Annotated in this window: 21 protein-coding genes; 8 read left to right on the top strand and 13 right to left on the bottom strand. The window is 42.8% G+C overall.

From position 1 onward, the window contains the following. Positions 1–86 precede the first annotated feature (86 nt). The 10 genes from fabF to gltX all read right to left on the bottom strand — a co-directional run bounded on the left by fabF (position 87) and on the right by gltX (position 11,210). Positions 87–1,331 (bottom strand): beta-ketoacyl-ACP synthase II, encoded by a 1,245-nt coding sequence (fabF, locus tag KSMBR1_RS05805; protein WP_099324464.1) that lies wholly within the window; start codon positions 1,329–1,331, stop codon positions 87–89. Continuing rightward, positions 1,332–1,568 carry an acyl carrier protein gene (gene acpP, locus KSMBR1_RS05800; protein ID WP_419469883.1) on the bottom strand — a complete coding sequence of 79 codons (237 nt, stop codon included), beginning with the start codon at positions 1,566–1,568 and terminating at the stop codon, positions 1,332–1,334. Between the two features lie 41 nt (positions 1,569–1,609). Continuing rightward, the gene (gene fabD, locus KSMBR1_RS05795; protein WP_099324462.1) at positions 1,610–2,530 is read right to left on the bottom strand and encodes an ACP S-malonyltransferase; all 921 of its coding nucleotides are present in this window, start codon (positions 2,528–2,530) and stop codon (positions 1,610–1,612) included. Between the two features lie 6 nt (positions 2,531–2,536). Continuing rightward, positions 2,537–3,532, bottom strand: coding sequence for a beta-ketoacyl-ACP synthase III (locus tag KSMBR1_RS05790; RefSeq protein ID WP_099324461.1), 996 nt, complete (start codon positions 3,530–3,532; stop codon positions 2,537–2,539). 39 nt (positions 3,533–3,571) lie between these two features. After that, positions 3,572–4,603, bottom strand: coding sequence for a phosphate acyltransferase PlsX (gene plsX, locus KSMBR1_RS05785; protein WP_230405740.1), 1,032 nt, complete (start codon positions 4,601–4,603; stop codon positions 3,572–3,574). Next, positions 4,593–4,820: a 50S ribosomal protein L32 gene (gene rpmF / locus KSMBR1_RS23240; protein ID WP_099324459.1), complete on the bottom strand. Its 228-nt coding sequence runs from the start codon at positions 4,818–4,820 to the stop codon at positions 4,593–4,595. The genes plsX and rpmF overlap by 11 nt, the downstream gene beginning before the upstream one ends. Positions 4,821–5,241: 421 nt before the next feature. Beyond that, the gene (alaS, locus tag KSMBR1_RS05775; protein ID WP_099324458.1) at positions 5,242–7,899 is read right to left on the bottom strand and encodes an alanine--tRNA ligase; all 2,658 of its coding nucleotides are present in this window, start codon (positions 7,897–7,899) and stop codon (positions 5,242–5,244) included. 3 nt (positions 7,900–7,902) lie between these two features. Further along, positions 7,903–8,997, bottom strand: a complete 1,095-nt coding sequence (gene recA, locus KSMBR1_RS05770; protein ID WP_099324457.1) for a recombinase RecA — start codon at positions 8,995–8,997, stop codon at positions 7,903–7,905. A gap of 97 nt (positions 8,998–9,094) precedes the next feature. Then, a complete protein-coding gene (gene thpR / locus KSMBR1_RS05765; RefSeq protein ID WP_099324456.1) occupies positions 9,095–9,658 on the bottom strand; it encodes an RNA 2',3'-cyclic phosphodiesterase in 564 nt (187 codons plus the stop codon). A gap of 196 nt (positions 9,659–9,854) precedes the next feature. Then, positions 9,855–11,210, bottom strand: coding sequence for a glutamate--tRNA ligase (gene gltX, locus KSMBR1_RS05760; RefSeq protein WP_099326989.1), 1,356 nt, complete (start codon positions 11,208–11,210; stop codon positions 9,855–9,857). A 504-nt stretch (positions 11,211–11,714) separates the two neighbouring features. On the opposite strand from gltX, the gene KSMBR1_RS05755 reads away from it, so the two are divergent. The 6 genes from KSMBR1_RS05755 to KSMBR1_RS05730 all read left to right on the top strand — a co-directional run bounded on the left by KSMBR1_RS05755 (position 11,715) and on the right by KSMBR1_RS05730 (position 18,182). Beyond that, positions 11,715–12,800, top strand: a complete 1,086-nt coding sequence (locus KSMBR1_RS05755) for a two-component system sensor histidine kinase NtrB (RefSeq protein WP_099324455.1) — start codon at positions 11,715–11,717, stop codon at positions 12,798–12,800. Between the two features lie 18 nt (positions 12,801–12,818). Beyond that, a complete protein-coding gene (locus KSMBR1_RS05750; protein WP_099324454.1) occupies positions 12,819–14,165 on the top strand; it encodes a sigma-54-dependent transcriptional regulator in 1,347 nt (448 codons plus the stop codon). Between the two features lie 273 nt (positions 14,166–14,438). After that, complete coding sequence (locus KSMBR1_RS05745; RefSeq protein ID WP_099324453.1) at positions 14,439–14,846, top strand: bacteriohemerythrin; 408 nt, start codon at positions 14,439–14,441, stop codon at positions 14,844–14,846. Between the two features lie 160 nt (positions 14,847–15,006). Beyond that, positions 15,007–15,717, top strand: a complete 711-nt coding sequence (locus tag KSMBR1_RS05740) for an iron-containing redox enzyme family protein (protein ID WP_099324452.1) — start codon at positions 15,007–15,009, stop codon at positions 15,715–15,717. Between the two features lie 71 nt (positions 15,718–15,788). Further along, positions 15,789–17,366 carry an FMN-binding glutamate synthase family protein gene (locus tag KSMBR1_RS05735; protein ID WP_099324451.1) on the top strand — a complete coding sequence of 526 codons (1,578 nt, stop codon included), beginning with the start codon at positions 15,789–15,791 and terminating at the stop codon, positions 17,364–17,366. 303 nt (positions 17,367–17,669) lie between these two features. Further along, on the top strand, positions 17,670–18,182 hold the full coding sequence (locus tag KSMBR1_RS05730) for a RidA family protein (protein WP_099324450.1): 513 nt from the start codon (positions 17,670–17,672) through the stop codon (positions 18,180–18,182). Positions 18,183–18,629: 447 nt separating this feature from the next. On the opposite strand, the gene gcvPB is transcribed toward KSMBR1_RS05730, so the two are convergent. Genes gcvPB through KSMBR1_RS05720 form a run of 3 tightly spaced genes read right to left on the bottom strand, consistent with a single transcriptional unit; the run spans position 18,630 to position 20,609 of the window. Then, positions 18,630–20,090, bottom strand: coding sequence for an aminomethyl-transferring glycine dehydrogenase subunit GcvPB (gene gcvPB / locus KSMBR1_RS05725; RefSeq protein ID WP_099324449.1), 1,461 nt, complete (start codon positions 20,088–20,090; stop codon positions 18,630–18,632). 16 nt (positions 20,091–20,106) lie between these two features. Further along, a complete protein-coding gene (locus tag KSMBR1_RS23235) occupies positions 20,107–20,331 on the bottom strand; it encodes a DUF5615 family PIN-like protein (protein ID WP_164995708.1) in 225 nt (74 codons plus the stop codon). Between the two features lie 56 nt (positions 20,332–20,387). Then, positions 20,388–20,609: a DUF433 domain-containing protein gene (locus KSMBR1_RS05720; protein ID WP_197705359.1), complete on the bottom strand. Its 222-nt coding sequence runs from the start codon at positions 20,607–20,609 to the stop codon at positions 20,388–20,390. Positions 20,610–21,344: 735 nt separating this feature from the next. Here KSMBR1_RS05720 and KSMBR1_RS05710 point away from each other — a divergent pair. Next, positions 21,345–24,794, top strand: coding sequence for a pyruvate carboxylase (locus KSMBR1_RS05710; RefSeq protein ID WP_169703553.1), 3,450 nt, complete (start codon positions 21,345–21,347; stop codon positions 24,792–24,794). Between the two features lie 248 nt (positions 24,795–25,042). Beyond that, the gene (locus KSMBR1_RS05705; RefSeq protein ID WP_099324446.1) at positions 25,043–25,918 is read left to right on the top strand and encodes a restriction endonuclease; all 876 of its coding nucleotides are present in this window, start codon (positions 25,043–25,045) and stop codon (positions 25,916–25,918) included. Positions 25,919–26,019 lie beyond the last annotated feature (101 nt).

The following is a 26,019-nucleotide window of genomic DNA, read 5'->3' as shown; positions in this document are numbered from 1 at the left end:
AAATATTTTGACAAAAAGCACGCACTGACGAATGGAAGTATGCAAAGAAATAACTTTTAAGGTACTATTGTCCCGCCCTTAACGCATTATACTTTGCCAAGGATGATGGTTGCATTATGTCCACCAAATCCAAATGAATTAGAAAGTGTCTTATGAATCTTTTTTTCGCGTGCTTCGTTAGGAACAAAATCAAGTCCTGAGCACTGTGGATCAGGAGTTTCATAATTTATTGTTGGGGGAATAACTCCTTCATTCAGTGCAAACGCACAAATGATAATTTCTACGCTTCCCGAAGCTCCAAGCTGGTGTCCAAGCATAGATTTGGTAGAACTCACTGGAATTTTTGAAGCATGGTCGCCAAAAACCTTCTTAATAGCCCCCACCTCTATCTGATCTCCAAGCGGGGTAGACGTCGCATGGGCGTTTATGTAATCTATCGTTTCAACGCCGCATCCGGCGTCGTTTAAAGCATGCGTCATGCATCGTATTGCACCCTCGCCGTTGCTATTGGGAGCGGCAATATGGTATGCATCGGCAGTCATGCCATATCCCAATATCTCCGCATAGATTGTTGCCCCTCTTTTTTTGGCAGCCTCCAGTTCTTCGATAACGACTATTCCCGCCCCCTCAGAGATGACAAAGCCATCACGGTTTTTATCAAATGGACGGCTCGCTTTCTGCGGTTCACTGTTGTGGGTAGACAATGCCTTCATTGCGCCAAACCCGGCTACGGCTAAAGGGGTAATAACTGCCTCAGAACTTCCTGTAATCATGATGTCTGCGTCGCCTCTCTGAATTACCCGCACTGCTTCCCCTATGGAGATTACCCCTGTTGTACAAGCGGCAACTACTGCAAAATTAGGGCCTCTTAAACCATACCGGATTGCTGCATGTGCGGAAGCTGCGTTCGCCATTAGTTTAGGAACCATAAAAGGGGAAACCCTTGATGGCCCTTTATTTAACAGATTTTTGTGTTGCGCCTCAAATTCCAAAAGGCCACCCATACCGGATCCTATAAAGACACCAACACGCGCGGTATCGATTGCGTCAAAGTTTAAACCCGCATCTGTTACTGCAATATCGGTCGCCGCTATCGCGAATTGTGAAAATCTGTCAAGTCTCCTGGCCTCTTTGGTATCAAGCCACTCTGCCGGGTTAAAATCGCTTACTTCGCCGCCAAATTTCACCTCAAATGCGGTAGTATCAAAAGAAGTAATGGGTTTAATGCCGCTTTCACCGTTGCACAATGCAGACCAGAGTTCCTTTTTTTCCCTCCCCAGAGAAGTTATTGCTCCGGTACCCGTAATGACGACTCTTTTTCTTCCGTGCATTTATTTGTGTTCCTCTATATATTTAACTGCATCTCCCACCGTACGTATTTTTTCAGCATCTTCATCAGGAATATTCATATCAAATGCATCTTCAAATTCCATAATTAGTTCCACTGTATCGAGCGAATCTGCGCCTAAATCATTGACAAAGGATGTTTCATGTGTTATCTGTTCCGCTTTTACCCCCATTTGTTTTGTGATAATTTCTCTTACTTTTTCTCCGACGGACGTCACGATTTTTACCTCCTTGTTAAAAACAATTCAAATTTACTGCGCAATTAAAGATCTGCTATTGTGCTAAAACTTTTGACTTGCTGAGCAGGATCAATTTTTTTCATAAGTCCCGACAAGGTTTTTCCAGGCCCTATTTCATAAAATTGAGAAAATCCATCCTGTATCAGTTTCTGCATAGATTGATACCATTTGACAGGACTGTTTAGCTGTTTTATCAGAGCTGTTCTTATTTCCTCCGGATTGGAAACATACTCTGCGTTAATGTTTGCAACTACGGGAACTCCGGGTTTTGAGATAACCGTTGATTCCAGTTCGGAATAAAGCTTGTCACTGGCAGGAGTCATTAGACCGGAATGAAATGCACCCTGCACTTTTAACGGGATTACCATCCTGGCGCCTCTTTCTTTTGCCAATAGAACCGCCCGTTCCAGTACATTTGATTCTCCTGATATTACTACCTGTCCTGGGCTATTATAATTTGCGGCGCAGATAACACCAAACGGTTTCAATTCCCTGCAAATATGTTCTATTTTCTCATCTTCCAGTCCAATGACAGAAGCCATTCCTCCGGAACTTTTCTCACAGGCCTCCTGCATATATATGCCACGCTTATACACCAGTTTTACCGCATCTGCAAAAGCAACAGAACCAGCCGATACATGTGCAGTGTATTCTCCCAGGCTCAGCCCGGCAACCGCATCACAGGTGGTTTTCTTAAAAAAAGAAATTTCCTTCAACACTTCAAGTATTGCAATGGAAGTCACCAATATAGCCGGCTGGCTAAGAGACGTCTTGTTTAATTCCTCCTGATTTCCCTCAAAACATAAAGATGCAAGGTCAAACCCTAACGCATCATTTGCCTGGTTGAAAATTTCGCGAGCTTCTTTGTATTCTTTGTAAAAATCTTTCCCCATGCCCACCAATTGGGTACCCTGACCTGGAAAAAGAAAGGCTGTTTTCCGCATAATATTCTACCACCTAACAACACATGATCCCCAGGTCAATCCGCCCCCGAAGGCTACCAACATCACTAAATCGCCTTTCTTGAGTCTTCCTTCCTGTTGCGCCTCATCAATTGCTATTGGAACTGAAGCAGAAGATGTATTCCCATATTTATCAATATTTACAAATGCCTTTTCCATGGGCAGTTTAAGTCTTTCCATGGTCGCTTCAATAATTCTCAGGTTGCTTTGGTGAGGGATAATTAAATCGATATCCTGAACGGCAAAACCATTTCTTTGTGCGGTTTCTATCACCAGGTTGGTAATGGTATTAATTGCGAGTTTAAATACCTCCCTTCCTTTAAACCGAATGTAATGCAACCTTTCCTGCACCGATTCTATGGTGGCAGGATGTTTTGAGCCGCCGCCGGGTATTATAAGTACGTCCGTATACGTTCCATCAGAGACCAATCGTGTGTCTAATATCTGATGTTTTTCCTTATTGTTTTGAAGTATGACGGCACCGGCACCGTCTCCAAACAAAATACAGGTTGCCCGGTCTGTATAGTCGGTAATCTTTGACAAACATTCTGCGCCCACCACCAAAACAGTTTTTGCGGCACCCGAATTTATAACACTTTGCCCGATGGAAAGCGCATACACAAATCCGGCACAAGCCGCTGAAATATCAAATGCGCTTGCATGGACAGCACCAATTTGCTTTTGTAAACAACAGGAAGTAGAAGGAAAAAGGTAGTCGGGGGTAATGGTGGAAGTAATAATCATATCGATCTCTTCCGCGGATATCCCGGCATTTTCTATTGCTTTTAACGAGGCGATGGCGCCAAGATCTGATGTTGTCACTCCATTTTCAACAATACGACGCTCTCTTATTCCTGTCCTTTGCAGAATCCAATCGTCCGTAGTGTCTACCAATTTTTCCAGAGCATGATTGGTTAATATCTTTTCAGGGAGGTATGACCCTATCCCTGTTATCGATGTTATTTGATTTTGGCGTACGTTCAATTTCTCATTGCCCAGAGAAGGTGTAAAGCCTTTAAAAACTTAAGCAACTTCTGCCGTAAGTGTATTGGATTTCTCCAGTTCTGAAATAATATACTCATTAATTTCCGTTTTAGTTAATTTTAATGCCGCTTTTATGGCATTTTGTATAGTCCGTGCGTCAGATCTCCCATGGCAAATAATACAAATGCCATTTATCCCCAGCAAAGGAACACCTCCGTATTCGGCAAAATCCATCTTTGTTTTTATCGATTGGAAAACCGGTTTGCACAAAAGCAGTCCAAGTTTTGCCCAAAACCTATTCATTGATTCTGCTTTTATCGTGGTAAGAAGGTTCTTTGCCATCCCCTCTGCAAATTTCAATATTACATTTCCCACAAACCCTTCACAAACGACGACATCTGCCTTGCCATCAAATATCTCACGGCTTTCAATATTTCCGATAAAATTTAAATGTGCGTTGGAAAGAAGCGAAAAGGTTTCCCGAACCAGATCGTTTCCCTTTGCGTCCTCTTCTCCTATATTGAGAAGTCCAACCTTGGGATTTTCTATATTCATTAGGTGCTTGCAGACAGTTGACGCCATAATTCCATACTGATACAAGTGTAATGGCTTGCAACTGATATTGGCGCCTGCATCGATAATAAGACATGATCCATGGAGGGTGGGAAGGGATATCGCAATGCCTGGACGACGAATGCCTTTCAATGTTTTCATGTGTAGCATTGCCGCCGCTACCGTTGCCCCCGTATGCCCCGCACTGACGATTGCATCCGCTTTCCTCTTAGCGACCAACTCAACACTTTGCGTAATGGAAGAGTTTATTTTTTGCCGTATGGAATGTGTTGCAGGATCCTCCATGCCGACTATCTGAGCCGCATGGTGAATGGTTATATTTTTGGGAATGGTTCCGCCAAGACATAATTCGTGTTTAATTCTGTTTTCGTCACCAACCAATATAATCTCAGCATCAGGCACCTGTTGCGCAGCCAGGACAGAGCCTTTGACAATTTCTTGCGGCGCCTTATCCCCGCCCATGGCGTCTACCGCAATCCTCATAAATTTACCTTTCAACAGAAATTACCTGCCTGCCCCGGTAATATCCGCAGTTATGGCATACGGTATGCGGTTGATTTATTTGTTTACAGTGCGAACAAACATAACGTTTGGAGCGGATACGCCCCCCCTTTTCTAAATTTTTATCTAATGGAAAAACGGGAACCGTAAGTTTATCGTGCGTACGTCTTTTACGTGTTCTTGAGTTAGAATGTCTCCTCTTTGGATTGGCCATTTAAAACCTCATTGTTAAAAATTTATTTAATAGTTTACACAAAACTGATCAGCAATGCTGGAGTATACATATGGTTATCTCACCGGGTTTTGTCAATAATACCGGAAATATTTTCTCCCTGATGCGTTCATTTTATAGAAGCAGGATTATACACATTATTTTTTAAATTAACAATACTATTTATAGGCATCCAGACTCAACACCGGCAAAATTTTACCGTTTGGGTAAGAACGTATTTATGCCAGCTATAGCAAATACTTCGCCCCTATTTTTTCAGAAAACCAAAATGTTACCTTATATTAAACGCAAGTCTCTGAGGTACAAAATTATATGTGCAAAAAGGACAAATTGCAAAAAAATTAAGGCAACAATATGGTTTTTTTAAAAATCTCAATAAAATTAAAGGTCGCTATCTTTTGACTTAAGAAACCTTCTGCAGGATTTCTTTGCTGAACAACATTTCGGCAAAATCAAGCGCTTCGTCTAATTTACCAACCACCTGTCCGCCCGCTTGCGCCATCTCCGGTCTTCCACCGCCACCGCCGCCGACTATTTTTGCGACCTCTTTTGAGATACTCCCCGCATGCAAACCACGAGAAGCCAGGCCTGTGCTTAAAGAAATAATTACTATTACACGCCCATTCAGAACACTTCCTAATGCTACCGCGGTTTCCTTTTCTGATTTCATCAGCATGTCCGCCGTTCTTCTCATATCATCCGCCGATGCATTATCTATTCTCTTTGTTATAATGTTAACGCCTGAAACTTCTTTTGCAGTCACGGAAAGCGAATCAATTTTCTCCAATAATTCTTTTTGCTTTTGTTTGTGAAGTTCTTTGTGGAGTTTTTTTACTTCATTCAGGAGTTCCTGTGTTTTTGAAGAAAGATCTTCCTCACACGCATTCAATATGCCGCACAATTCCTGAACAATCTCCTCCTTCTCCCGGTCCCTGGTTAATGCCGAAATGCCTGTGATCGCCTCTATACGACGTATTCCCGCAGCGACAGAGGATTCCCCGACGATTCTGAAGGGTCCTATTTCTCCGGTATTGTTTATGTGCGTACCGCCGCAAAGTTCCTTGCTAAAATCTCCGATGGAAACCATTCTGACCCGTTCCTCGTATTTTTCTCCAAAAAGGGCTACGGCGCCGGCATTTCTTGCTTCCTGAAGCGTTTGTTCTTTCACCGACACGAGCGCATTTTCCATTATTTTTTCGTTTACCAGATCCTCGATACGGTTAATTTCCTCCTTCGTCAAAGAGGAAAAGTGATGAAAGTCAAAGCGTAGACGGTCCGGGGACACCATTGAACCCGCCTGTTCCGCATGTCTGCCAATGACATTCCGCAATACCCAATGAAGCACGTGCGTCGCCGTATGATTTCTTTTTATTAAACCCCTCCTGTGCGTATCTATTCGCGCATCAATCATATCGCCTGTCCTCACTATGCCTTTTGTTATCTTTCCGATATGAATGATAAAGGAATCGTTCTTTTTTGTATCCGTTATACAAATATGACTCCCCTCCGATTCAAGGATTCCCGTGTCTCCAATTTGTCCGCCGGACTCACCATAAAAGGGCGTCTGATCCAAAACTATCGATACCTCGCTTCCGGCTTCAGCCTTTTCGATAAGGTAGTCGCCCTGAACAATAGCAATGATCCTCGCCCTGCATGAATCCTTTTCGTACCCTAAGAATGTTGTGCCTTTTGATATCTCTTTAATCTTGCCCAAAAAACCGGCGTCAAATACCTGGCCGGTCATAGAGGATGACGACCTTGCCTGCATCCGCTGGCGTTTCAATTCCACTTCAACACCGGCGCTATCCATGGAAAAACCGTGTTCCTTGAGAATTAATTCGGTCATGTCCAAAGGGAAGCCATATGTATCATATAATTTAAAAGCCTCTTTTCCGGGAAGCTCCTTTATTTTATTCTTTTGCATTGTATCCATTAACTCTTTTAACCGTACCGTTCCCAGTTCCAGAGTTTCGAGGAATTTTTCTTCTTCGCTTTTTATGATCCTTGCGATATTCTCCCTGCGTTGTTTAATATCCGGATAATAATCCTGCATCAGATCGCTGATAATTGGCACGAGCTTGTATAAAAAACATTCTTTTAAGCCAAGTTGTGCGCCATCACGTATAGCCCTCCTCAGTAAACGCCTTTCCACATATCCCCGCCCTTCATTCCCTGGCAAAACGCCATCGGCAATGCAAAAAATAGAGGCCTTTACATGGTCGGCTATCCGGCGCATACATACGGCGTTTTCTTTTTTATCATGATACCGCAGGTGTGTAATATCTTCTATCGATTTAATTACAGGGGCAAAAATATCTATATCGAAGTTTGTCGGCACTCCCTGCATGACACGTGCCATTCTCTCCAGTCCCATGCCTGTATCTACATTTTTATTGGGCAATGGTTCCAGCCTGCCATCTTCTTTTCGGTCAAATTGCGTAAATACCAGATTCCAGATTTCGACAAAGCGGTCGCAATCGCAGGCAGGTTCACATTCTTCCCGACCACAACCAACGCCTGCTCCCTGGTCGTAAAATATTTCAGAGCAGGGGCCGCAAGGTCCGTTAGGGCCTTGCGCAGGGGCATTTGCAGGCCAAAAATTGTCATTTTCGCCGTAGGAATAGATTTTTGATTTGAGAATGCGGATATGTTTTTCCCATATTTCGTATGATTCGGGGTCATCTTTATACACACTGACAAAAAGTTTTTCTTCCGGTAACCTTAATTCCTGCACCAGGAACTCCCACGCCCATGCAATGGTTTCTCTTTTAAAATAATCGCCAAAGGAAAAATTGCCCAGCATTTCAAAAAAAGTGTGGTGCGAAGCCGTTCTGCCGACATTTTCCAAATCCCCCGTTCGAAGGCATTTTTGGCATGTTGTCGCCCTTTTTATATTTAATCTTCCCTTACCAAGGAACATATCTTTGAACTGATTCATCCCTGCACCCGTAAAAAGAAGCGTAGCGTCTCCCTGCGGGACAAGCGAATCTCCCGGCCAGATTACATGGGATTTCTTTTCGAAGAATGTTAAAAATTTATTGCGAATTTCACCTGTATTCATACGTTAATTACTTTTCGCTCTCTTCGAAGGTGTGCTTTTTTCCGTACTTTCAGGGGGGGAGTCGGGAGGCTTTTGAGATGCCGCAGAAGGCAGTACTATTTTCAGGATTGATTGTTCAATCTCTTTCATCATTTCAGGATGTTCCGTGAGGAATTGCCTGGAATTCTCTCTGCCCTGCCCCAGCCGGGTTTCTCTATATGAATACCACGTTCCCGATTTTTCAATAATATTATGTTCAGCGCCAAGGTCAAGGATGTCTCCTGCCCGCGATATGCCTGTGTTGTAAAGGATGTCAAACTCCGCTCTTTTAAAAGGCGCTGCAACCTTATTTTTTGCAATAGTGGCGCGGACTCTGCTTCCGATTATTGCATCACCGTCTTTTATACTTCCAATCCTCCGAATATCAATACGCACCGACGCATAAAATTTTAATGCCCTGCCTCCAGGCGTGGTTTCCGGGTTTCCTCCATACATAACGCCAATCTTTTCACGAATCTGATTGATAAAAATTACGCTTGTTCTTGATTTTGAAATGCACGCGGTGAGCTTGCGTAATGCCTGCGACATCAACCTTGCCTGTAATCCTATATGTGTATCTCCCATTTCTCCTTCAATTTCAGCGCGTGGCACAAGGGCCGCTACCGAGTCAATCACTATTACGTCAACCGCATTGCTCCTTACGAGCAGTTCGGCTATCTCCAGCGCTTGTTCTCCGGTGTCTGGCTGATTGACCATTAAGTCATTCAAATTTACACCCAATCTTTTTGCATATTCGGAGTCCAGCGCATGTTCAGCATCGATAAATGCAGCTACCCCGCCACCCCTCTGCGCATTTGCGATAATTTGAAGCGTTAGGGTGGTTTTGCCAGAAGATTCCTGCCCGAATATTTCAATGACTCTTCCACGCGGAATTCCCCCCACGCCAAGCGCAACATCTAATGATAACGCACCAGTAGAAATTACGGGAACATCCAGTTTCGTATCGCCCCCTAATTTCATTATCGTCCCTTTTCCAAACTGTTTATCGATATGCGAAATTGCTCTCTCCAATGCTTGCTGCCGTTTTTCTTTATCAGGTATTTCTGTATTAGTAGTCATATTTGTAAGAGAAAGATAAAGTTATCGTTTATAAAAATAATATGATTTGCATGCGCTAAATAAAAACCCTTTTTTTGATAGTAATATTATAATGAAGTTACGCAAAACAAATATTACTTATCCTTGTGTATATCGGCCCCTCCCGAGTGAGATTGCTCTTCATTAACACCAGATGATCAATGCTTTCTTGCCCAAAGGTAAATTCTTTGTATGAATGTACACACTCCATAAGTTTCTTTATATTTTTATGTGTTTTAACCCGCCCGACAGTAATATGCGCCTCAAATGTATGTTCATCGTATGGTACTCCAAGCGCGGTTAAGTGCCTGTTTAATCTTTCATAAATTGAAGCCAGGGCGCCGCTTGAATCCACAGCTCCGGCAAAGATTACACGCGGATATTTACCAGCGGGAAAAGTACCGGCGCCACTATAGCGAATATCAAATGGTTTTATCTCAATGACAGATTGATGAATAACGTCAACAATCCCGCAAATCTTCTCTTCATCCGTATTGCCAATAAATTTTAGTGTAATATGAAGATTTTCAGGCGCCACCCATTTTACATCAGCAGAAGCCTTTTTAAGGTCATTTTGAAAATGTAATACTTTTTCCCGGACAGCATCTGTAATCTCAATCGCAATAAAAAGCCTTACGCCCATTCAAAATTGCCCTGAAAAAGAATAACGCCCCCCAACCTGGACAAGACACCATGAAATAAAAAATACGAAATTCGACGCACGAAATACGAAACAAATCCTAATGACAAAATGATTTGAAATGCAAAACAAGCGCGGCTTTCGTACTTTGATTACCGTAGTAGAGACAGGTTTTAAACCTGTCTCTACAGTATGTTTGTTACAACCCAACGGCATTCGTGATGCCGTCCATGTTTTTAATGGTGTTTTCAAGCCTTTTAAGTGTGGTTTCTTTTCCAAGGAGTTCCATTGTTTCAAAGATACCAGCGCTGGCGCTTCTGCCTGTTATTGCAACTCTTATAGGTTGGGCGATTTTGGAAAAACCAATACCCGCTTTTGCGGTTAAATCTCTCAAACACCCTTCCAACCCTTGTCTGTCAAAACTGTTCAGGAGAGAAATCGCTGAATAAACCTCCTTTAATATCTCAGAAATTCCTTCTCTTTTAAGGAATTTATCTGTTGCTGCCGGATCATATTCAACGGAATCCGTAAAGAAAAACCTCGTTTGATCAACCAATTCCTGGAGATTTTTAAACCGTTCATGGTACAATTCTATCAATCTTGACAGCCGATTTATTGAGATTCCCGTGGTATCGATATCCGATTTTTCAAAAAACAACCTGGCAGCAGCGGTAAGTTCTTCAATGGAGGTGTTTTTGATATACTGGCCACTCATCCAATTTAATTTAGTATTGTCGAATTGCGCACTGGTTTTGTTCACGCGCTTTAAGGAAAATTTTTCAATCATTTCCCTCATCGATAGTATTTCCTGGTCGTTTCCCGGAGACCACCCCAGCAAAGCAAGAAAGTTTACAAGCGCCTGAGGCAAATACCCTTTGTCTCTGTATTCAGTGACAGACGTTGCCCCGTGGCGTTTGCTCAACCTGGAACCATCTTCACCTAAGATCATTGGAATGTGTGCATATTCAGGCAACCGTACTTCCATGGCGTTATACAGTGCTATTTGTTTTGGTGTATTTGAGATATGATCATCACCGCGAATCACATGGGTAATTTTCATATCAGCATCATCCACTACGCAAGCGAAGTTATAGCTGGGAAAACCGTCTGCCTTAAGAATAACAAAGTCTTCAATAACAGCAGCATCAAATGTTATTGCGCCGTGAACAAGGTCATTGAGTATGATAACATTATCTTGCATCTTAAACCGAATTGCAGTGCGCCCTTCCGCATCGGTGTCATAATATGCATTTCCCTGCGCTACCAGTTGTTCGGCATATCGTTTATATATCGGCAATCGTTGGCTTTGAAAATATGGCCCTTCATCCCAATCCAAACCAAGCCATTTCATACTCTCTAAAATAGCCTGCGTTGCTTCTTTCGTAGAACGCTGCTGATCGGTATCTTCAATCCGCAGGAGAAATACACCGTTATTATGTCTTGCAAATAACCAGTTAAAAAGAGCCGTCCTTGCGCCGCCAATATGTAAATAACCGGTCGGACTGGGTGCAAACCGGACTCTTACTCCTGATATTACATCATCATTTTTATTCATTGAATCTAACATGGACAAACCAGAACCAAGCACTCACAAATTACGAAAGGGAAACCACATATCACACAGATTAAAAAATCCGTCATAAACTTACAAATGAATAATTCGTTTCGGATTTCACCATTAAATATTTTGCAAAAAGCACGCACTGACGAATGGAAGTGTGCAAAGAAATAAGCGATAAGGTACTATGACGTAATTACGCCTGGGCAAGAAAAAGCTGGTTTTAGGGCAGGGTTGTTGTAATGTTAGTACGTTAAACTGCTGCCGGTTTCCCTTCTTTACGCTCCGTCAGTATCTGGCAGTGAATATCTCAGGTGAAATACATAATTGAAAATATGATACCGAATTATGAATAATAGTGTCAAGCGTTTTATTAACCGGCAAAATGAGGCGATAAAGATTATCGCAATTATTTCTGGTTGAATATGATATGTTATTTTATATTTACTTTTTTAGAAATTGTGATACCCTTAAAAACGTAAATTTTTGGGAGGTTTTAGTGTGGAAAATTACATTTTAAGCCAGGCATTAGATCACACCAGCCGGGGGATAATGATCCAGGATGCACATCGCCGGGTTGTTTTTTTTAATCATGCCTGCGAAAAAATTACGAAAAGAACCAAAGATGAAGTTGTCGGAAAGGATTGTGGTGCTATTTTTAAGTGCCATACTTCAACGGGGTTATGTATAACGGATAAGTGTTGTCCCGGTACAGAAATCCTGAATGGCCGTCTTTCTCAGGGTTCGCGGGAACTTTTGATTAACAGGGGCGATAACAGCGAATCATGGATAAGGGTAAATGTTTCCCCTATTAAGGATAAAGAAGGAAGGGTTACACACATCATTTCTGTCATAGAAGATGTTAGCGAAGCAAAAAGATTTTCCGACGAGGTACTCAAATCAAAAACACTATCTTCCCTTGGAACGCTCGCCTCTGAATTGGCGCATGAGATAAAAAACCCCCTCAATGCCATGAATCTTCAATTGTTATTGCTAAAACACGAAATCAACGATAGTTACGACAATGGCAATTCCCCAAAAAATGAATTGTTGAAAATTGTGACAATTGTTCAAAATGAAATCAACCGTCTCAGCAGTTTTGTGGAGGAATGTCTGCAGTTTGCAAAAACAGGCAAGTTAAGCAGAAGCTATGCAAGCATTCGCGAAATGCTCACGGATATAATTGCCTTACTTACTCCACAGGCGCAACTCAATGGCATTCAATTGAAATTAGACGTAATGGAAAATATTCCGGCTCCGTATATTGACAAAGATAAGATAAAACAGGCGATATTAAATATTCTTATCAACAGCATTGAAGCAATGCCGGACGGCGGGGAATTACATGTAAGTGCCAGCGGTGTAAAAGACGAAATCGTTATTGCCTGTCAGGATACGGGACCAGGCATACCGGAAGAATTCAGGGAAAAGATATTTGATTTATTCTATACTACCAAGGATGGCGGCACCGGCATAGGCCTTTCTTCCGCGCAAAATATCATACAGAATCATGGCGGAATGATACGGATGGCGACATCTGACGTTGGCAGTACATTTTTTATTACTATTCCTGTTAATCAGGATTAAAAAAGGGTTCATTACCTCATGACAAAACCAAAGCTGTTAGTGGTTGAAGACGATAAAAATACCCTCGACGGATTGATACAGATTTTGAGAAGAGACGGATATACCGCTGTAGGTGTCTCTTCCGGCTATGACGCCTTAAATCAACTCTCAAGGGAAAGCTTTGATATTGTTATAACAGACATGAAGCTTCCCGGTATGGGAGGGCTGTTATTGCTCCAGGAAATAAAGAAAAAAAACTCATCTATTGCCATTGTCGTTGTAACGGCGTACAGTTCTATCAAATCGGCGGTAAACGCGGTGAAACATGGAGCTGATGAATATTTAGCAAAGCCGGTAGACGTGGAAGAACTTGAATTGGTTTTGGAAAAACTTCGGGAGAAACAACAACTCGTAATCCAAAACCGGCTGTTAAAGGAAGAGCTGAAAGATAAGTATACATTTTCCGAGCTGGTGGGCGGCTCTCCGCAAATGCATCGGATTTTTAAAATGATTGAAGACGTTGCCCCCAGTACGGCATCTGTTCTTATTATGGGAGAGACGGGAACGGGAAAGGAACTTGTAGCACACGCCATACATTACAGGAGCGAAAGGGCCGGAAAACCATTCGTGGCATTGCATTGCGCCGCACTATCTGAAGGAATACTCGAGAGTGAATTATTCGGACACGAAAAGGGTGCCTTTACGGGGGCGATACAATCACGAAAGGGACGGTTTGAACTGGCAGACGGCGGAACCCTTTTTCTGGACGAATTAGCAGAAATGAGTCTGAAAGTTCAGGTCAAATTATTGCGCGTACTGGAAAAAGGAGAATTTGAACGTGTTGGGGGTGAAAAGACCATAAAAGTGGATGTGAGGTGTATCGCCGCAACAAACCGGAACCTTGAAGAAGAAGTCTCCGAAGGTAGATTCCGGGAGGATTTATTTTACCGCCTAAACGTTATCAACATTCAAATGCCCCCCCTGAGAGAAAGAAAAGACGACATTCCCATTCTTTCAAATTATTTTGCCGTTAAATATGCAAAAAAATACAAGAAAGAGATAAAAGGTTTCGACCCGGAGGCCATAAAAGCGCTCCTTTCCCACCATTGGCAGGGCAATATCAGGGAACTGCAAAATACCATAGAACGGGCTATTGTATTGTGTAAAAGCGATACCATTTCCGTTGATCATTTGCCGGAGAGCATTATGCCGGACAATGAATATATCCCGGTAATTAAAATACCCATAGGCACTACCTTAAAAGAAGCCGAAAAAGAGATCATCCAAAGAACCCTCCAAATAACTAATGGCAGCAAACAATCCGCTGCAAAAATATTGGGTATATCTACACGAAAAATCGAATACAAAACCAAAGAATGGTGCTGAATGCGAAAAAAATTCGTACGCTTTGCCAGCATATAGCCAATATACGAAAATTTTTCGGAAAAATCTGCTAACAACCCCTCTCAAAAACTTATCCATCCTGTAACAAAAATATCATCATTGTTATAACTCTCATCATATCAAATATTTATTTCAAAATAACAGACAGGCATTTTTTTCAGGCACAACGATTGCTCACTGAGTTCTACAGTCTACGTAATATCCAAAAAGTCGTTGGGTTTTTAAAGAGGAAATATTATTTATGGAGATGGAATTATGCCGTTAATGACCTGGAAAGATGAGTATAGTGTAAAAATTGCTGAGTTTGATGGACATCATAAGCAGCTAATAGGAATGATTAACGATCTGGATGATGCTATGAGGCAGGGGAAGGGGAAGATCGTTGTTGGTGATATTTTAAAAAAATTGATAAATTACACAGGTTTCCATTTTGCCGCAGAAGAGAAGATATTTAAGCAACATGATTATCCGGAATATGTTGAGCACAAGGACAAACACGACAAGATGACTGCAAAGGTATTAGCGCTTCAAAATGATTACAATGCGGGAAAAGTAAGCTTAACCGTAGAGGTATCAAAATTCCTTACCGATTGGCTGAATAAACATATTAAGGAAACGGATCAGAGGTATAGCGAACATCTGAACAGTAAAGGTATAAAATAAGAGCGGATTATTTTAAGAAATTTAATGCTTTCTTAATTCCTGTATGAAGCAGAAAGGAGGTGTATTGATTAATTCAGTGCAGTATATTGTTAGTGATTCTTTGTTTGAATTTTAAGATATTTTGATAAATCTACATACTTTTTAGGAGGAGTTAATAATTATGGCTATGTCAACTGACGAATTTTTTGACAAACTGGAAGCAGAAGTTTTAAAACATCCGGCGGTTAACGACCACCCATATTTGCAAAAATTCAGAACAAAAGCAGATATGAAGGCAGTAAAATTATATGCGGAACAATACTATTGTTTTTCAAGGCATTTTTCACGGTATTTGGCGGGTGCAATTGCTATTTGTCCCGACGAAGCTGGCAGGGCGCCGTTAATTAAGAATTTATTTGAAGAGTACGGCGGCAGAAGTGAAGAGAAAAAAGGCATGGATGCAGAACTTACCCACCCTGCAATCTTCCGCAGATTCCTGAAAGCAGCCGGAGTTAATACCGACCAGCAGGCATTGAACAATATAGTAATGCTGCCTGAGACAAAATTGTTTGTGGAAAAATACCTGAACATTCATTATATGGATTATGTTGAAGCCTTGGGGGCATTGGGGCCAGGAACTGAGTATATTGTGCCTACCATGTATCAGCCGATTCGTGAAGGCTGTAAACGCGCCGGTTTAAATGATGATGCAGTACTCTTCTTTTCTGCCCATATAGAATTAGACGTTGAGCATGCCGCAAACATCAGAAACTCTCTGGTATTTTGCTCTAAAACGGAAGAGGAGCAGAGAAAAATAAGGAAGGGCGCTCTTGATTTCCTTGACGCAAGAACGGTATTGTGGGACGGATTAGAGAAGGCAACCAGATTTTAATCAAAAAATCTGCTGGTGCGCTATAACTATTCCAACAGTTAATTTGTTAACAACAAGGAAAGGAGTATATTATGGGATCCTTGTTTATCCCGAACAAATCAAGGGCCACAGGCACGTGGACCCGTTTAGGCGATGAGGTATTGCCCCAGAGCGGTATGTGCGTTACGTGCCTGGATGGCTGCCCCGGATACTGCGAAATTGGCAAATCCGCCTATAGGGGGCCTGAAGCGATTTATCCTGTGCCGTTTGGCGAAATTACCGCAGGGGCACAAAAGGATTTCCCCGTTGATTTTTCTCATTTTAATATAACAGGCTCAATCACGGGACATCACCAAAAGGAATATGACCTGTTTACCAACGCCTGTATTGAAACAAAAATGGGGAGGGACGGTGGACTAAAATTGCGTATCCCCATAATTTGTACGGGCCTTGGTTCAACGAAAATAGCCCAAACCCACTTTGAGTCTTTAGGCTCCGGCGCAGCTATCTGTGGTACAGGCATTGTCCTCGGTGAAAATGTGGCTGCGATGGATGATGATTCAACCATAACGGACGGCAATGTTACAAACAGCCCGGAATTAGTGCGGCGTTTCAAATCGTTTAAAGATAATCAAAAGGATGGGTATGGATTTATTGCAATTCAGGCAAACCAGGAAGACTGGCGCCTTGGGGTATTGCCCTACTCCCTTGAGAAATTAGGGGCGGACGCCGTCGAATTGAAATGGGGACAGGGCGCCAAAAATATCGGCGGCGAGGTAAAGTTAACCTCCATTGAAAAGGCCATCCGGTTAAAAAAACTTGGGTATGTAGTCATTCCCGACCCGGAAGATGCACTTACGCAGCAGGCATTTAAAAACGGGACGATTAAGGGTTTTGAAAGACATACACGGATCTGCGCAATACCGGACGCCATGTCGCGGGCATTTGACGGATTCATGAATAACGTCCAGCATTTAAGAGATGCCGGCGCCAAATATGTCTTTTTAAAGACAGGGTCTTACCGGCCTTCCGATCTTGCCCGCGCCATTAAATTTGCTTCCTGGGCGAGGATAGATGTCCTGACAATCGATGGTTCCGGCGGCGGAACGGGCATGAGTCCCTGGCGTATGATGAATGAATGGGGACTGCCAACGGTGTATATCGCCGCATTAACGTATGAATATTGCAAAAGGCTTGCGGACCGTGGCGAATATGTCCCTGATATAGTCCTTGCAGGGGGTCTCGTCTCGGAAGACCATATTTATAAATCTTTTGCCCTCTTATCGCCATTTATTAAGGCAGTAGGGATGTCACGGTCTACCATTTGCGCCGCCATGGTTGGCAATACCATCGGCAAGGCGGTGGCAGAAGGGAAAGTGCCAAAACCTGTTTCGGAATATGGTTCTTCCACCGATCAAATCTTCTATTACTCACAAAAGGTAAAGGATCGGTTTGGCAATATTCCCACAGGCGCCATTGGCATGTATTCTTATTATCAGCGCCTGGCAACTGGATTGAGGCAACTGATGGCCGGTTCCCGGAGATGGTCGGTTAACGATATAACGAGGGATGATATTTTTACATTAACGAGAGAAGCTACAGATATCACCGGCATTACCTATATCATGGATTATGACAAAGAACAAGCAGAGAGGGTTCTGGATGCATGACGTTACCATTTGTTGCATCATAACGCAGCAAAGCCGCAATCAAAATGCAGAGACGCACAGCCGTGCGTCTCTGCTTTAACGGTGTAATTTATATACCGGTAGTTATACGGGCAATCCTCCATACCCGTATATCTACCGGTTAATATTGCCGGGCAACTTGTTCGTTATTCATTACACGGTTAAATCAATCCGTAATTTTAACTTAACGCTTATGGGGTTTAACCCCTGGCAGTATGAAAATATGCTCATTCTTCTGGTATTGAATTATATTTTGTTTTGTCTTTTAACGAAAAGAGGGGAAAAATGGCAAATTTAACTTTAGCTGATTTAGATGCATTACCCATTGACAAAGCCTTGCAGTTGTCTTTTAAAGAAAGAGACACATTATTAGACCTTATACTAAGGGATTCTCTGAAAAACGTCGGGAAGCAACCTGAACGGCAAGTAGGGTTGATGAGCGATTACTTTGAAGAGGACATGGTCAGACTTACAAAAATCCGGGCAATTAAAATACGCTGCGGTGGTTTTATACCTGTTGATGCGTCGGGTGAAGTGCCTAGTCTGGTTCCAAAAGAACAATTTAAACTGGTTTTTTCAAACCTGAAAACCGCATTGGAAGCCATGGGCTCAAAGCCAGATAGAATAGTAAATTTAATTATTTTCCTTAAAAATATGGATTACTGGGGAGAGATGAACGCCGTGTATAAGGAATTTGTCAAATCATGTCCAACCCGTGCAGCAATTGGCATACAAGACCTGAACAAGACGTATCAAATTGAACTGGTAAATGTTATTGCCTACAAGGTGGCAAAATAGTCTTCATTGGTAACTATTCAGCGTAAACAATACACGGCTCTGATCTCCGGTAGTTTAATAAATTACGCTGAATAGTTACTAAAGAAGAGGCATTAAAAACAATTAACCTATCTGAAAGACAATCCAAAGCACAATTCATTACAAATACAAAAACCTGAATACGAAAGAACCCTGTCAGGGTTAATATAACATGCTTGCAAAGACTATGTTGTTTCGTTTGGTGTTTCAAACGTTTATGGTGGATTAAGGTGCGGCTTTTTCGCACCGAATCCACCAAACAGTCATCATGTTTCATTTGCAACACACAGAAACTATGAAAATGGTTTTATAACCATATAATATTGCGGTACATGTACTTGAGCTATTTTTTGTAGTCTTATTTTCGAGCCAGCCAGTTTTGATGCAAAACCCAGGCCGCCGAATCCTTCGTAAATCTCACATTAAAGCCTACCCGGTACCTTTCCACCTTAATTTTGGATTTCTGGCGGCAATTACTTCGTCAGGGCGTCCGATTCTCGTTTTTTGCGGTGCATTACGCACGGTTTCCGGCGCTTGTGCAATTGCGCCGGCAATTTCAATCATTGCGCCTGCAAACGCATCCAGTGTTTCCCGTGACTCAGTTTCTGTCGGTTCCACCATTAAAGCCTCTTCCACGATTAGTGGGAAATAAATCGTAGGGGCATGAAAACCGTAATCCAATAATTTTTTGGCAATATCCAAAGCGGAAACGCCCTGTGCCTTTTGTTTTTTTGCGGATATGACAAATTCATGCATGCAGGTCTTTCCATACGGTATTTCGTAATATTCTGAAAGGATGTTTCTCAGGTAATTGGCGTTTAAGACGGCGTTTTCCCCCGTTTTTATTATCCCCTCCTTTCCTAACGACAACAGGTACGTATATGCCCGAATCATTATACCCACATGACCATAAAAAGCCCTGACCCTTCCTATTGAGTCCGGGAAATCATACGTTAATGCATATGAATCATCCTCATTTTTTACTGTTCGTGGTATAGGGAGGAATACCTCTAATGCCCTTGAAACCCCTATCGGACCCGCCCCAGGCCCGCCTCCTCCATGAGGGGTAGAAAATGTCTTGTGCAGATTAAGGTGTAAAATATCTACCCCCATGTCTCCCGGACGTGCTATGCCCAGAAGCGCATTCATGTTGGCGCCGTCACAATAAACCAGCGCTCCGGCATCGTGGGCGATTTTACTTATTTCAAGTATATCTTTTTCAAAAAGACCTAGGGTGTTGGGGTTGGTAACCATGAGAGCCGCTGTATCATTTGACAGCATTTGTTTCAATTTTTTAACATCGATAAGTCCGTTGGCGTCTGATTGGACGGATGCTATACGGTAGCCGCAAAGGGCAGCGGAGGCAGGATTTGTTCCATGGGCAGAATCGGGCACAATAATGGTATTTCTGATTTCCCGCTGCTTCTTCATATATGCCTGAATTATCAGCATACCTGTTAATTCACCATGGGCGCCCGCCGCAGGTTGTAATGTGAAACAAGGCATACCTGATATATCTGCAAGCATCTGTTCCAGATCGTAGAGTATTTTTAAAATACCCTGACATTGTTCTTGCGGTTGATAAGGATGTAGCCTTGTAAAACCTTCCAGGTTTGCGGCATCTTCATTAATCTTCGGATTGTATTTCATGGTACATGAACCCAGCGGATAAAAATGCGTGTCAACGCAATAGTTCATTTGGGAAAGTTTTGTAAAGTGCCGCACTATGTCAATTTCCGATACTTCGGGAAAGTTGGGGTTCCGGCTCCTTTGCATTTTTTGAGGAATTAACTGTGTTATTGGGCTTTCCGGCACATCGCAGGCGGGCAGGCTAAAACATCTTCTGTTGGGAACAGATTTTTCAAAGATAAGCGGCTCTGGGGTATTCATAATGTGTGTATAGTGGTTAAGGTTGATTCGTATTGTTAAAAGTGTTACCAGGATGATTTCTTACTTGTAGAGAGATAATGCCTTTGTAGTTTGCGGGAGGGTAATTTACTATATCTGTAAAATCCCCATCCAAAGAAATCAAAATAGAATCGAGTTCCTGCGCTATTGAAATTACAGTTTGGTCAACCGCATCCGGAGAAGCATAATCCCTTAATCTAAACACTTCGAAACCAGCATCCAGAAGTGTTTAGATTATAAAATTGAAAACACAGTGATCCTCAAGGAATCTCAACGCCATCAAACGGCTACCTCATATTCAGAAAGCTCGCGGGCATAATCCAGACAAGCTGCTATTTGTTCCTTAGTAATACCAGGAAATTCCGCCATAATTTTTTCAAGAGGTTCGCCAGCAGCCAAATACCCAAGGATAAGGCTAACCGGTATTCTGGTTCCTTTAATTCTGGGTTTTCCCCTAAGCACATCCGATGTACTTACAATGTGGTTCCTCCAATCCACCATTATTTCTCATCCTGTATTAATTTTTATAGGGTAAAATTATGCGTGCATTATAGACAACGCAATTCCATTGTCAATATTTAAAAAGTGTTACGAGAACTCTTTCATGACCCGGAGTTTTGTCTTGCGCTATTGCTTTTGCTGTGTGAACATTATTATTATATTTTGAACTCAAAACTATACACAAACTACTATCATGGCCAAAAAGAACCCCCCCTTCTGAAACAATCATTGATACGTACACATTTCCTACAAGTGAAATACATGCCATAAATAGTACTGGACGATGTCGCATTCCTTTTGATGGAGGGGAATCAACCAAAAGAGCTAACTTAAAATTACGGATTAATTTAACCGTGTAATGAAATTTACAGATTCGCGTTTGTTGGCGTTCATTGGCGGTTCCTTTATTAACCGAGAATAGACGTAAATAGACGCTAATGAATAACGCATTACGAAGCTTTCTTATCCTCCTTTTGTTTCGCGGTTTTTACGCTTGTTACAAAAACTGCAAAATCTACGTAGGGGCGTAGGGCAAAATAAATTGATTATTAATAAAAATAGTGTTTATTTTATGATTAAAAATACTATGATGAAAAACGAAGAGTAGTAGGGAAGGAAGCATCCGGTATAGTATTTACCTTTATAAAACAAATGGAAAATGGGCAGATATGAAAGCCGCTATTGCCTAAAAACAATCATATAAAACGATCATGCTTGTCAGTAGAAGGATTTTTAATGGAAATCAGAAGATTTAAAAAACTACTCGTTGCCAACCGTAGTGAAATAGCAATACGTGTTTTTCGTGCAGCGCACGAATTGGGCATAAGGACTGTAGCAATATATTCCCATGAAGATCGTTTCGCACTTCATCGGTTTAAAGCAGACGAAGCATATCAGACAGGCACAGGCAAAGATCCCGTTAAAGCGTATCTGGATATAGAAGGAATCATTCAACTTGCCAAAGACAAGGGGATAGACGCCATACACCCGGGTTACGGGTTTCTCTCTGAAAATGCTGGCTTTGCCCGCGCATGCGAAAAAGCTGGCATTGTCTTTATAGGCCCACGTTCGGAAATACTTGAGCTGCTTGGCAACAAGATATCCGCCAGGCAGATAGCCGGCCAGGCTCAGGTCCCAATACTTTCCGGAAATAAATACCCTATCAGGCACCCGGATGAAGCCAAGGCCTTTTGCCGTGAAGTGGGATACCCGGTTATCATTAAGGCTGCCAATGGAGGCGGCGGACGGGGAATGCGTATCGTTCTGGGCGAATCTGAATTGGTAGGCCGCCTTAACGAAGCGCAGCGCGAATCAATGACGGCCTTTGGCTACGATGAATGCTTCATTGAAAAATACATAGAAAAGGCGCGTCATATTGAGGTGCAAATACTGGGAGACAAACATAAAAATATTGTACACCTCTATGAACGAGACTGTACCCTTCAAAGGCGCCATCAGAAAGTTGTAGAGATAGCCCCGGCACAGCATCTTGATGCGTCCGTCAGGCAAGACATCTGTAACGCGGCGGTAAAAATATGTAAATCGGTAAATTATGATAATGCCGGCACGGTGGAATTCCTTCTCGATACGGAAAAAAACACATTTTATTTTATTGAAATCAACCCAAGAATACAGGTTGAACACACCGTTACGGAAACAATAACCGATATCGACATTGTCAAAAGACAGATATTGATCAGCAAAGGGTTTCCCCTTGATTCACCTGAAATCCGGATACCAAACCAGGAATCAATCCAAACCAGGGGGGTCGCCATTCAAAGCCGGATCACCACAGAAGATCCTTCCAATGCGTTTATTCCTGATTACGGACGTATTCAGCATTACCGTTCTGCCGGCGGTATGGGCATTCGCCTTGATGCAGGAACCGCCTTTTCCGGAGCCATTGTCACCCCCTATTACGATTCTCTGCTCGTGAAGGTTACAGCGTCCGGAATTTGTTTTGAGGATGCAGTTAACCGCATGGACAGGGCTTTGGATGAATTCCGGATTCGCGGCGTAAAAACTAATATTCCGTTCCTCATCAATCTTATAAATCACAAAGATTTCCTGAAAGGAAAGTGCACTACACGTTTTATTGACGAGAACAAAGACCTTTTCCGTTTTTCCCGGCGCAGGGACCGTGCTACGCTTATTATGCGTTTTTTAGGAGACGTCCTTGTCAACGGCCATCCACTTATCAAAGAACTTCCGAAATCCGTATGTCGCCGCAAAGCGCCGGTACCCACAGTTGACCATAAAGAATCAAGGCCTAAAGGCGCCCGTGATATGCTGTTTGAAATGGGACCGGCAAAATTTGTTCAGCATATTCGCAATGAAAAACGACTGTTATTGACAGATACTACATTTCGTGATGCACACCAGTCACTGCTTGCAACCCGCATGAGAACTATCGATATGTTGAAAATTGCTGAGGTATACTCAAAGAACCATGCCGATTTCTTTTCAATTGAAGTGTGGGGCGGAGCAACCTTTGATACTGCGATGAGGTTTCTTACGGAGTGTCCCTGGGATCGTTTGCGCTCCATGCGCAAACTTGTGCCCAACATACTCTTTCAAATGCTGCTCAGGGCTTCCAATGGCGTGGGATATACAAATTATCCCGATAATGTTGTCAATGCATTTATCAGACAGGCGGCTGAAAGCGGAATAGACGTGTTTCGTGTTTTCGACTCTCTTAACTGGGCTGAGAATATGAAGGTGGCGATGGATGCTGTTCTGGAAACCGGCGCCTTATGCGAGGCGGCGATATGTTATACCGGTGATATACTTGACCCGAAACGCACGAAATATACCCTTGACTATTATGTGAAAATGGCAAAAGAACTGGAAGAACTGGGAGCGCATATGCTGTCAATAAAAGATATGGCAGGACTACTGAAGCCCTACGCTGCTTATGAGCTTGTTTGCGCTTTGAAGTCGGCAGTAAACATTCCGGTACATTTGCATACGCACGACACTTCCGGCGGACAGATTGCCACCCTTATAAAAGCAGCAGAGGCTGGAGTAGATATTGTGGATGCGGCTATGGGACCCCTTTCCGGATTAACATCTCAACCCAATTTGAATACACTGGTAGAGATGCTGCGGTTTCACGAACGCAGCACCGGCATGGACTTTAAAGCACTCGGACTGCTCTCGGATTACTGGGAAGTGGTCAGGGAATACTATGCGCCATTTGAATCCATCCAAAAGGCATGTACCGCAGAGGTGTTCCATCATGAAATTCCTGGGGGACAGTTTACCAATCTTTTCCAACAGGCGCACTCAATGGGATTGGCGCACCGGTGGCGCGAAATTACGGATGTTTACGCAGAGGTGAATCAGCTTTTTGGCGATATTGTAAAAGTAACCCCCTCTTCAAAAGTGGTCGGGGATATGACGCTTTTTCTGGTCACGAATAATATGAAGGCAAAGGATATTCTCGACAACGAAAAAGATATTTCATTTCCGACCTCTGTTGTTGAATTTTTTGAGGGACGCCTTGGCCAGCCCACGGGAGGTTTTCCTAAAGAAGTACAGTACAAAATATTGCGTGGAGCGCCTGCTTATACGGAAAGGCCGGGCGCTAATCTTCCACCTGTGAACCTTGAAGAGGTGAAAGAAAAAGTAGAGTCCTGTATCTTCAGGAATATCTCCAACGAAGAGCTTATGTCTTATTTAATGTATCCGGAAGTCTTCTTTCAATATGCAGAACACAGAAAGAAATATGATGATGTATCTGTCATTCCTACGAATGTGTTCTTCTACGGCATGCCCATGCATGAAGAAATCTATATTGAAATCGAAGAAGGGAAAACCCTGATTTTCAAACTGGTAGCAATAAGTACGGTAAATGAGGAGGGGAATTGCACGGTATTCTTCGAAATGAACGGCCAGCCGCGTGAAGTTGTTATTGCAAATCGTAAAATTGCCGCTTCAATCATCAGACATCCCCAAATAGAGGAGGGGAATAGCAAGCATGTCGGAGCGCCTATGCCAGGCATGATTGTTAAAGTAAAAGTATCAGCAGGTGATAAAGTTGCCAAAAATGATCCGCTCCTGATTATGGAGGCGATGAAAATGGAAGCAACCATTTATGCAGAGCACGATGGCGAGATTAGTAAGGTGCTGGTGAAACCAAGAGACAATGTAGAGGCCAGGGATCTGCTTTTTGTTTACAAGTGATGAGACAGGAGGCAATACACAAGGAAGCAGCCCATTTAGTACCTTATTAGTCATTAGTCATTGGTCAATTATAAGCTTGTATGGAAATATTACAGGAAATCAAACTGTTATCTAATATTGAAAAACTGAAAAGTCGTGCTGCAAGCACTTAGCAGTAATGTATACAAATAAAAATATATCTCATAATTGCCGTAAATTAATATGATATTTGGGAAGTCTAATATAAAGTTAGCAGTCAGAAAACAACAATGACGCGTAAATCAAATGCCGAGTTTGTAAAGTGGTTTGGACCACTTCTTGACGCGCTCCGTGACCTTGGAGATTCCGGTAGGCCGCGAGAAGTTTCGGACCGTATAGCCAAGAATCTTAACCTCACAGACGAGGTGCTGGACGAAACATTGAAGTCCGGTGACAGCAGGTTTCACAATCAGGTTGCCTGGGCGAGGCAGTATCTGGTCTGGGAGGGAATGCTCAAATCGTCCAAGCACGGCACATGGACGCTCACGGAAAAGGGTCGTACAGCACACATTTCTGATGCTCAGGCAGCCGAAATATTCAAGAAATGGGTCGCGATCCACGCCGAGAACAGGAAACAAAAAGCGGCGGAGCAGGGTGAAGCAACGGAAGAGGAAGCACCCACCCCGGACACACCGCAAGCAGATCAGAAAATGAGCCTGATCGCTATTCTGCGCTCATTGAGCCCGCTCGGCTTCGAGAAGGTGTCTCAGGAACTCCTGCGTGAATCAGGATTTGAAAATGTCGAGATCACGGGAGGTTCAGCCGATGGCGGCATAGATGGCTTCGGCACACTGGAGATCAATCCGTTCGTAAGTTTCAAAGTATTGTTTCAGTGCAAGCGATACGCGGATGGCAACTTGGTTGGTCGTTCACAAGTGGGCGACTTTAGAAATGCCATGATCGGAAGAGCCGAGAAAGGAATCATCATTACAACATCTTCATTTACCAACGCGGCAGTAGTTGAAGCCAATCGAGAGGGTGCGCCAAAAGTTGAACTTGTTGATGGTGCAAAATTGGTCGAAATGTTTCAGCGCGTTGAGCTTGGAGTTAAAAAGCGGACAGTTTATGACGTCGATCTAAGCTATTTTGAGAGGTTTAGAGATTGACTGCTAACAATGCGTTGCAGGTGACGTCTGTCCCGCTGCTCGTGCCAGCCGCACCTGAACGCAGACGTTAGCTGTTTAAGAATATAGTTGATAATAATAGT

It is taken from the genome of Candidatus Kuenenia stuttgartiensis (assembly GCF_900232105.1).
Classification (GTDB): domain Bacteria; phylum Planctomycetota; class Brocadiia; order Brocadiales; family Brocadiaceae; genus Kuenenia; species Kuenenia stuttgartiensis_A.
This window is presented reverse-complemented; position numbering and strand designations above follow the sequence as displayed.